This window comes from Candidatus Zixiibacteriota bacterium (assembly GCA_018820315.1).
Lineage (GTDB): Bacteria > Zixibacteria > MSB-5A5 > JAABVY01 > JAHJOQ01 > JAHJOQ01.
Genome location: JAHJOQ010000075.1, coordinates 1 through 9,480, shown reverse-complemented (window position 1 = coordinate 9,480; position 9,480 = coordinate 1). Strand labels below are relative to the sequence as shown.

6 protein-coding genes are annotated in these 9,480 nt (G+C 50.6%); 3 read left to right on the top strand and 3 right to left on the bottom strand.

The window, feature by feature from the left end:
* Nucleotides 1-647: 647 nt before the first annotated feature.
* Together KKH67_07355 and KKH67_07350 are read left to right on the top strand one after the other, a co-directional pair.
* Complete coding sequence (locus KKH67_07355) at nt 648-1,103, top strand: hypothetical protein (GenBank protein MBU1319000.1); 456 nt, start codon at nt 648-650, stop codon at nt 1,101-1,103.
* Nucleotides 1,104-1,134: 31 nt separating this feature from the next.
* Complete coding sequence (locus KKH67_07350; GenBank protein MBU1318999.1) at nt 1,135-3,150, top strand: tetratricopeptide repeat protein; 2,016 nt, start codon at nt 1,135-1,137, stop codon at nt 3,148-3,150.
* Between the two features lie 362 nt (nt 3,151-3,512).
* Here the strand turns inward: KKH67_07350 and hemG are convergent, their stop codons facing one another.
* From hemG to hemN, 3 genes are read right to left on the bottom strand one after another with little or no spacing between them, the layout of a single operon-like run.
* Nucleotides 3,513-4,889, bottom strand: a complete 1,377-nt coding sequence (gene hemG, locus KKH67_07345; GenBank protein ID MBU1318998.1) for a protoporphyrinogen oxidase — start codon at nt 4,887-4,889, stop codon at nt 3,513-3,515.
* Nucleotides 4,886-5,908, bottom strand: coding sequence for a ferrochelatase (gene hemH, locus KKH67_07340; GenBank protein MBU1318997.1), 1,023 nt, complete (start codon nt 5,906-5,908; stop codon nt 4,886-4,888). Before hemH ends, hemG begins: the two co-directional genes overlap by 4 nt.
* A gap of 5 nt (nt 5,909-5,913) precedes the next feature.
* The gene (gene hemN / locus KKH67_07335; GenBank protein MBU1318996.1) at nt 5,914-7,296 is read right to left on the bottom strand and encodes an oxygen-independent coproporphyrinogen III oxidase; all 1,383 of its coding nucleotides are present in this window, start codon (nt 7,294-7,296) and stop codon (nt 5,914-5,916) included.
* Nucleotides 7,297-7,908: 612 nt separating this feature from the next.
* Here hemN and KKH67_07330 point away from each other — a divergent pair.
* Entirely contained in the window at nt 7,909-8,949 is a 1,041-nt protein-coding gene (locus KKH67_07330; GenBank protein MBU1318995.1) for a hypothetical protein, read from the top strand.
* Nucleotides 8,950-9,480 lie beyond the last annotated feature (531 nt).

Genomic DNA, 9,480 nt, shown 5'->3' with positions numbered 1-9,480 from the left:
AGCTCTGTGTATACACATAGCTTCTTGTGTACGTCGATACCGACATATGTATTTGACATGGCCGCTCCTTGCTTAAGGGTTTACAAGGCCAGTATAATCTATACTGGCCGAGCGGCCTTCTCATAATATCAAAGCCCTGCGGTTTTGACATCTTGTCTATCCTGCCCCCAGTCGCGTAGGGTGGAACGTGTTCCAGCCTACCTTGCTCGGCGATGCCATAGATCGTTGTCAACGATGCAAGTGAACAGAGAGGTGGACTATCTACGTCCGGCCACTCATAACTCAGCTGACGCTAGCCGATGTATAGGCGGCGAGATTGAGACAGATTCTGATCGAAAAACAGGATCAAGACAGAAACGGCACTGTCAAGGCGAAAGAACAATTAGGCTATCCCTTGCGGGATGGGTGTGGGGATCGCGTCAGAATAACAGCCTAACATGCAACTTGCCAAAGACAGAATTTCCCCATATATTCGAGATGAAAACGTCCGAAAGAGTCTGACGACGTACAACGGTGACATCGATGACTCTCTCTCTGTTCCGAGACGTCATTCTCGAAGCATGTCGGCAAAGAAGCATGTAAACGCCACTGTAGGATGAAGCTAAGAGAGAAGTAATCGTTGTAAATCTATTCAGGAGGGTTGTCACATGGACACGATGAATTATATATTCGGCCTAGTTACACTCTTGGCCGCAGCTGTCACAATACAGCAGTACATCAGCTCGGAAAAGAAGAAGGCCAACGAAGTGTGTAAAGTCGAAGTTCTTCGAACTAGGCTGGATGACATCCACAACTCTCTCCTTCCTATTCTTTATTCAATTCATAGAGTGACCGGTTGGGTTGCAAAGGCGGAGACCCTTGACCGGATGGGGCTATATAGAAACCTTCGAACATTGCACGTCCAGACTGAGACAATAGCTTTAGCGATTCAGGCTGAGAGGAAAAGGCCTACCGGCTGGCGTTTCGGCCTCTTTACGCCTAGCGAATTCAGTCCGGAAGAACCTGACACATCCGTCAAAGATGACCTCCCAGACTTGCCGATATCAGACGACGGCAGCGGAGAAGCGAGACAGCAAAATGGAAACGGAAGCACTGCCACTTAGCCTGGGGTCAAGTGAAAGGAGGTCAGCTCTCATGTTAGAAGCAACCGGTGAGATCATAGGGGGGAAGTTCAAGGTCCTGAGTCAAGACGAGGGAGGGATGGGTCGAGTATACGTCTGTCAGGGACCGGATGGTGATAGGAAGTTTGTTCTGAAGACATTGCTCGATCGTTTCATGAGCAACCAGCATGCCTTAAGCAGATTCATACAGGAGGCGAGAATTTGGGTGAGCCTGGGAGATATCCCGAATGTCATTGCAGCCTATGACGTTGAGATGCTCGACGGGAGACCTTTTGTCATTGCCGAATACGGTGGATCGTGGAACTTGAGGGGATGGCTCAATAAGCACCAGGTTTCAACTATAGAGGGCATCGATATCGCCATCGACATCGCAAATGGTATGAAAAACGCAATGACTCTTGTCCCGTCGATCATTCACGGAGACCTGACGCCGGATAACATAATCCTGAAAGTCTGGTGGGGCTGTGAATTAGAGACTCAGTGGCTGATCGACAATGCCGATGCAGTGAGCGCAGCAATCGCAAACACATCTGACGAGTTAGAGAGGGTTGAAAAGCTGTCGGAGATATCCGGGAAGAGTATTGAAGAGAGGATACTCTCTGTCAATGTCACTGACTTTGGCCTGGCCAAGATCGCAGACGACGAGTCATACCGGCGGTACGCAAACACTAGGGTCAGAAAGGAAGGGTTTTCCGGCAAACCTCGCTACCTATCACCGGAACAGTGTTCGGGACAGCCTGTTCAGCAACAGTCTGACGTCTACACATTTGGGATAGTCCTGTACGAACTGATGACCGGGCATTGGCCTTACGAAACTGAGGCCAATCTCTCAGTTTTTGCCTGCCACGAAGGAGCGAAACCTACCGATCCCCTCATCTACAACAGCAATATTCCGCCACAGATTCACAGGTTGGTGCTTCAGTGCCTTGAGAAGGACCCTGGTAACCGCCCGCGAGGATTCAGCATGATATTCGAAGCACTATCCACGTCCAGAATTGTGATCTCGGAAGCACCGGCCGACCTGAAGGAACGACTGGCGGCCATGATCAGAGATGGGCTTGACTTGAACATCGCTGAGAGCCTAAGAGAGGGCAAAGCCGTGGCGAGGGTATCGTTTGAGAAACCCTCGCCGGTTGTCGATCTCGGGTGGCAAGAGACGAATACATTGATCAAAAAGGCACTTCTGGAGATAAGTCTTGGAAACGACTCAGAAGGCATAGCACTTCTGGACAAGGTGTTGGAATCTGATCCGACCAACATCGAAGCGGCAGTCCGATGCTCCAACCGTCTGTTTGAAGCTGGGTCATATGATTTGGCTCTCCAGTATTCGGGAAGGGCTCTGGATATTGACAGCGCCAACGTTGAAGCGATGTTCGTCAAGGCTAACGCACTTGCTAAGCTGAACCGGCCAGAAGAAGCAATCGAGCTTTACAAGGCATGCTTAGTGAAATCTCCGGACAGCACCGAAATGCTTACAAACATTGGCTCGACTTACTGCGATTCCCTGAATGATCCGGCTGAAGCCCTGAACTACTTCAACAGAGCACTCGAGATAAACGCCGCATTCGTACCGGCGCTGATCGGTAAGGGAGCCTCGTTGGGCCATCAAGGGCATTTCGAGAAAGCAATCTCTTGCTACGATCGAATCCTCGAACTGGACCCAAAGAACGCACACGCAGCTCTTCACAAGGGAGGAATTCTCTGTGATGCTCTCGGCTGGCACACTGATGCGCTCGAGATTTTCGATGGGGTGATCGCCTCCAATCGATTAGACGCGTGGGCATGGTATCACAGGGGCGTTGCGCTCGAGAAAATGCGGCAATACGACATGGCCGTAAGCTCGTACCACGAAGCGTATAGGCTGGATCACAGAGTCACCGATGCGCTGTTCAATATCGCGGTCATCCTGGCTAATCACCGCCAATTCACGGACGCCATTAAGTATCTGGACATGTTGTTGGCCGCCGTTCCGGAGGATAAACAGGCAGCATCACTCAGAGAAAGGTGTCAAGAATTTTCAAGTCGATAGTGCGTTCGCTGTCGGAACGAGTGGAACCAAAAGTATACACGATCCAGACCTGGCTGACCACACTTGAGTCGAATAGGGTGGAACGTGTTCCACCGATTCTTCTGATTGTTGTTGCGTGTGACAATTGATGCCTCAAGAATATTCACGGCGTCACGATTTGCGCTCTCATGGATGCGGAGCGAAACATATTGCTGCGCAGAGAAGATGGTGGAACATGTTCCACCGATTCTTCTGATTGTCATTGCGTGTGACAATTGATGCCTCAAGGATATTCACGCCGTCACGATTTGCGCTTTCATGTATGCGGCGTGAAACATATTTCTGCACAGACAAGATGGTGGAACGCGTTCCACCCTACCCGCCTATTGAATCCCGAGGTATTTCGCGAGGTCGGAGACGACCTTGTCGGACCTGACAACGCAGTCGTTAAGGCCGATGCCATCGTAGGCGTTGCCCGTGAATGCGAGACCCGGGTGTTTCTCACCGAATTGTGCGAGTTTTGCCAGCTTCTCCGGATGCCCCAACTCGAACTGCGGGATTCCCTGTTTCCACTTAAAGATTCGTACGAACGATGGTTTGCCGGTGATGCCGAGCGTGTCCGAGAGTTCGCCATGCACCAAATCGAGCATTGCACCGTCGGAGAGATCGACCGCTTCCGGGTCAGTCGCACCGCCGATCATTGATCGAAGTTGTACCATTCCATCCGGTGAACGACCCTCGAAAATCGATGATGTCCATATCGAACCGAGCAGGCGCTTACCTTCCGATCTCGGTATCAGGAAGCCGAATCCGGAAAGATCGTGTGCGATGTCGTTGCGGTTATAGCCGAGGCATACGACCGAAATCGATGCGTACGGAATCGTGTCGAGCAGTGATGCGAGTGATTTATCCATCTCTCGCAGCATGCCCGGAAGGACGTAGGATGGAGTGGAGCAGATGATCGCATCGAAATCAAGCGGTTGCCTTTCTTTCAAGCTGAGGCGGAATCCGCTGTCGGTCTTTTCAATCCTGAGTGCTTCTGCGCCGGTCTCGATGAATTCTGCATAAAGCTCATTGAATTTCTCTATCAGCGAGTAGAGTCCTGTTTGAAACGATGTAAGCCGTCCGCTCGGACCTGCAGGACCGCCAGAGCTACCTTTCTTCTTCTTTCTCGCGAGCATCGCCTTGAAGAGCGAGCCATGTTCACGCTCCATCTCCTCCATGATCGGGAAACAAGATTTGAGAGATAGCTTGCGGGAATCGCCTCCGAAAATACCGGACACCATCGGCACAATCAGGTTTTCGGCAGCCTCGGTGCCGATTCGCCGACTCGCGAAATCAAAGACTGACTCGTCAGAGTCATCCTTCTTCGCTTTTCTGAACGGCTCCGAAACCAACCGCATTCGTCCGGCAGCACTCAATAGCGGTGAGCGCAGAAATTTGAGTGGCGATGCACTTATAGCGTGAAGTTTGCCGTTGCGATAAATGAATCGATTCTCGGATTTCGGATTGGCGCGTTCAAGCTTGTCGGTGAATCCGAGCTCATCGACGAGTTTGAGCGTCAACGGGACTTTGTCGAGAAAGCCGTTCGGCCCCCAGTCTGATGAATAGCCGCTGATTCGGTCGGTGCCGATCGTGCCGCCCAAGCGATACTCTTTCTCGTAGAGTATGACTTTGCACGAATCCGCGTATCTGCTTCTCAGGAAATGGAGCGCAGCAAGACCCGAAATTCCCCCACCGATGATGGCGATCTTCTTCATAATCCGGTCTTCTCTCCAACAAGACGTGAGAGCAGCGCAATGAACGCCGCATCGTCGTTAAATGACTCTGTGCGTATGAAGTTCTCTATTCCTGATGCGTGTGCCAGCTCTGCCAGTTCGATATCGACTTCGTATAGGGTTTCGAGATGGTCTGACACGAAGCTTATGGGGACGATAATCAGAGACTTGACGCCATCGGCGCCGAGCTGCTGTATCGTCGCAGATGTTTCCGGTCCGACCCATTTGACCGGCCCCGAACGAGACTGGAACGAAAGCAAGTGATCCTGGTCACCGGCTGCCAGCGCAACTGTCTCCCTTACTTGATCCACATATAGGTCACCCCCTTCGACCATCTTCACCGGGAGTGAATGCGCTGAGAAGAGCAATTTGGCGGAATGGTCTCCCGGCAGTTTCTGCCTTGCTGCTTCGATCTTGCTCTTCAACAGAGAAATGTACTCCAGTCGATTGTGGAATCCATCTATCAGAGATACCGTCACATCATGTTTCTTGCGATCAAGCCAATCTGTCACCTCTGCGATCGCTGTCCCCGTTGTCACGAGGCTGTACTGGGGATAGAGCGACACGATCACAACATGCTTGCAACCGGATGCGACAGCCGCATCAAGTGAATTCACTATGAATGGGCTGGAATATCGCATGCCAACGAAGACTTCGATCTCTGGATAGTTCTTTTCCAACAGCCTCCTGACACCGCAAGCCTGACGTAGTGTCCACTTTAGGAGAGGTGATTCGCCGCCTATCGCCTCGTAGTGTTGTTTCACTTTTTCCGAGCGTCTTGATGAGATTAGACGAGCGAGGGGCTTTTGCAATAACGATGCTAATGGCAGCCGTATAATATTGCTATCGCAGAAAATCCTGTAAAGAAATGCCTCTATGTCATCGAGAGATTCGGGCGCACCCATGTTGAGGAAGAGCACTCCCCACTTCTCGCGAGCGAAATCGAACGACTCCGCCGGTTGAGCCAGATAACTTGAGTGAGCTTTGAGTTTCTTGATCATCGGATCTAAATAGTGCGCGAAAAGAGCGGTGATTCGCCGTCGGTCTTTGCGCGCAGATATGCGTCAAACACCATAGCGATATTCCGAACAAAGACTCTTCCGGGCGGGGTAACACGCACTTCTGTGTCGGTTCGTTCGAGTAGCCCATCGGATATGAACTCATCCAGATCCGAATCTTCCACTGAGAAATAATCACCGTAGGAGATGCCGAATTCTGTCTCAAGCATCTCGTACTTCAAGACGAAATTACACATCAGCGAGAGAATAGTCGCCCGGCGGATTTTGTCGTCCTCGGAAAGTCTCAGTCCGCGATAGGTTGCCGGTTTGTTTTCAGCGATGGCATTCATGTATGAGTCTATGCCGGACAGATTCTGCACGAAAGTGCTGTCCAGATCGCCGATAGATGACATCCCGATACCTACCATCGCGTCCGTGAAGCGGGTTGTGTATCCCATGAAATTTCGGTGGAGTTTTCCCTCGGCAAGCGAGCGTGCGAGTTCATCATCCGGTTTTGCGAAGTGATCCATGCCTATCTGAACGTAGCCTGCGTTGAGAAATCCGATCAAGGCTGTTTCGAACAGCTCGAATTTCTTCTCTGTCGTCGGCAAGGTCGACTCGTCGATCTTCTTCTGATGAGCCATGACTCTTGGGAGATGTGCGTAGCTATATACAGCAACTCTGTCAGCGCCCAACGCAATGATGCGATCGACCGTCTTCGCAAACTCGGATGTCGTCTGCCGTGGCAATCCGTAAATCAAGTCGACGTTGATGCCGCCGAAACCGAGCTCGCGGCAGAGATTGAACAACTCCACTGTCTGCTCAGCCGTCTGATGACGCCCGATTGCCTCCTGGACATCCGGATTGAGATCCTGCACCCCAAGCGATATGCGGTTGAAGCTGAATTCGCGGAGCAGCCGCAACTGAGCCGGAGTCGTTACACGCGGATCGACTTCGATAGCGGCCTCGGCGTTAGGATCAAGAGTGAAGTTTTCCGTTATCGATGCGAACAGTCGGCGCATCTGATCTTCTGAGAGGTACGTCGGTGTTCCGCCTCCCCAATGCAACTGCGCAAGCCGGTTGCGTTTGCCAAGATGTTTTCGCACGAGCTTGATCTCGTTGTCGATCAGTTTCAGATAATTGTCAGGCCTGTCCGGGTCCTTTGTAATACAGGTGTTGCATCCACAGTAGTAGCAGCGAGCCCTGCAAAACGGAATATGCACGTAGAGCGAGAGCGCTTGATCGCTGGAGGCTGAATTCTCCAGAGCCTTTATGTAGTCATCCGGCCCGAACTGATCGGTCCATTCCGGTACTGTCGGATAACTTGTGTAGCGCGGCCCGGGGCGATCATATTTCTTAAGCAAATCGCGGTCGATTTTCTGCTCGTACATCAGTTCTCCAATAGCCAAGACAAGCTGCAATTACGTTGCCATTCGCGCACCTATAACGAGGTGCACGGATCACAAGTATTATAGACAATCAAATATGACATAAGTTCTCAGCATTTTCAACCTATTTCGCAGGAGTGACGTGAAACGCCCATCGTCGTCATCGCGAGGAGTGAAGCGACGTGGCGATCTCTATGTCAATCAAGGCTATTGTGAGATGCGGAGATTGCCACGCTTCGCTTGCAATGATGACGTCATTTAGGGTTTTTCAACAAGCCCTTTCAACGGTGTGACAGCGGAGTATGCGCTGTCGACTGGAATGTCGTGGTTGGTGTACGTCCCGTGCGCCAACAGAGCTATCAACTTGCCCACTTTAGCCTTGACACAGTACTGCAATCATGGTAACGTGAATCTGATTATGCGGGCGCAATTGTAAGCAGGGGTTGGTGAGATATAAAAAGCGGTCAGGATCACTGGTATCCTGATTTGGGTCGCCATCAAACCAGTTCGTCGAGTGCTTTTGAGAAAAACCCATGGTGTCTTGTACAGACGACAAATCAGGAGTCAACATCTTACTCCGATCGATGTAATCGTCGTTAAATAAGGAGAAGAGATATGAAAGTATTCCTAAGTTGGTCTGGTTCTCGAAGCCACAAGGTTGCGCTTGTATTCCGCGATTGGCTTCCATCTGTAATCCAAGAAATTGTTCCCTATGTATCATCTGAAGATATTGACAAAGGTGCCCGATGGAGCACAGACATAGCAAAGGAACTTGCCGATTCTACTTTTGGCATCCTCTGCGTAACCAGGGAAAACATAAATGCGCCGTGGTTAACATTCGAGGCAGGTGCTCTGTCAAAGACTATGGATAAGGCCTTCGTGAGCCCATTCCTTTTCGACATAAAGAGATCTGAGGTAGATGGTCCAATCCTACAATTTCAGTCAACCATTTTCGAAAAGGATGACTTGAAGAAGTTAATAAAAACCCTCAATAAAGCATGTGACAAGGACGGTCTCGCGTCCGATAGATTGGAGAAAGCCTTTGGAGTCTGGTACCCAACTCTAGAGTCTGAGCTTAGCAAATTGCAGGACACACCACCTGAGGCACACGAAGTGGACGGAACCGAGTTACACACACCCAAGGCTCAAGAGATTCTCGAGGAGATTCTAGAATTGTCGCGAATCAATCAGAAATTGATTCGGAATCCAGATGGGTCACTTGGTGCAAACCTTGAAGAGATAACTCATCTGTTGGGCCAACTACTTGAGCGCTCCGATCGCAGTGGCGACCCATTCATCGGACGTCAAGCACGGCGATTCCACCCAAGGATGCTTGAGGAGGTGCTACACTTTTCTCCCATGGGGGAAAACAGTTTTGTCGGCATACAAATGGCTCTTGCGATGATTCGAAATGAATTCCCGTGGATTTACGATGCAGGCATTGAGACAATCAGTATTCTTCGTTCTCGGCGTTCAAATGAAGAACAGCAGAATGCAATCATGGAATTCAACAGATTGCTAGAGTTCTCCTTTGACCATCCATTGATGCGAGAAATGTACGGAAGCAGCAAAGAATACCGTTTGTTTTATCGCGAATTGCCGCACCTTCTGAGCAGAGCTCTTGAACAGACCATAGAAGGCAAACATCTGCTCTAACTTGGACCGGCTCTTCCGTGGCGTTGCGCCCCTGCCTGTGATGGCTAAATTGGTTAGTGCTGCGCGGCATCTTCCGATACGAAGAGAACAATGATAGAACGCCGGGTGCCCCACAGCTTGGGGCTTGTTGAGAAACCCTGAAAGTCGTCATTGCGAGCGAAGCGTGGCAATCTCCGCATTTCACCATTGCATTGATTGACATAGAGATCGCCACGTCGCTCCGCTCCTCGCGATGACGACGGTGGGCGTATTTGGACTTTTTCAACAAGCCCCTTGCTGGGGGTTACTTTGAATTGGATCAGAACACGTGGCCGATCCGACTTTCGTCTTGACACGGAGCTGCAATCATCGTAACGTGAATCTGATTATGCAGGCGTAATTGTAAACAGGGGCAGGTGAGATAAGAAGAGAGGACAGGGAACCAGGGCTCCGTATTTCATGCGGATCAATCTAGTGTCCCGTCAACCACATAATGTAGGATACAATCTCTTTAGTTTAATCCTGGCATCTTCATTGGTGAAGCGCCAATCT

What these genes read in the sequence shown, in the direction of transcription:
- KKH67_07350 (MBU1318999.1), top strand. Translation starts at nt 1,135, where the DNA reads ATGTTAGAAGCAACCGGTGAGATCATAGGGGGGAAGTTCAAGGTCCTG.
- KKH67_07330 (MBU1318995.1), top strand. Translation starts at nt 7,909, where the DNA reads ATGAAAGTATTCCTAAGTTGGTCTGGTTCTCGAAGCCACAAGGTTGCG.
- hemN (MBU1318996.1), bottom strand. Translation starts at nt 7,296, where the DNA reads ATGTACGAGCAGAAAATCGACCGCGATTTGCTTAAGAAATATGATCGC.
- KKH67_07355 (MBU1319000.1), top strand. Translation starts at nt 648, where the DNA reads ATGGACACGATGAATTATATATTCGGCCTAGTTACACTCTTGGCCGCA.
- hemG (MBU1318998.1), bottom strand. Translation starts at nt 4,889, where the DNA reads ATGAAGAAGATCGCCATCATCGGTGGGGGAATTTCGGGTCTTGCTGCG.
- hemH (MBU1318997.1), bottom strand. Translation starts at nt 5,908, where the DNA reads ATGATCAAGAAACTCAAAGCTCACTCAAGTTATCTGGCTCAACCGGCG.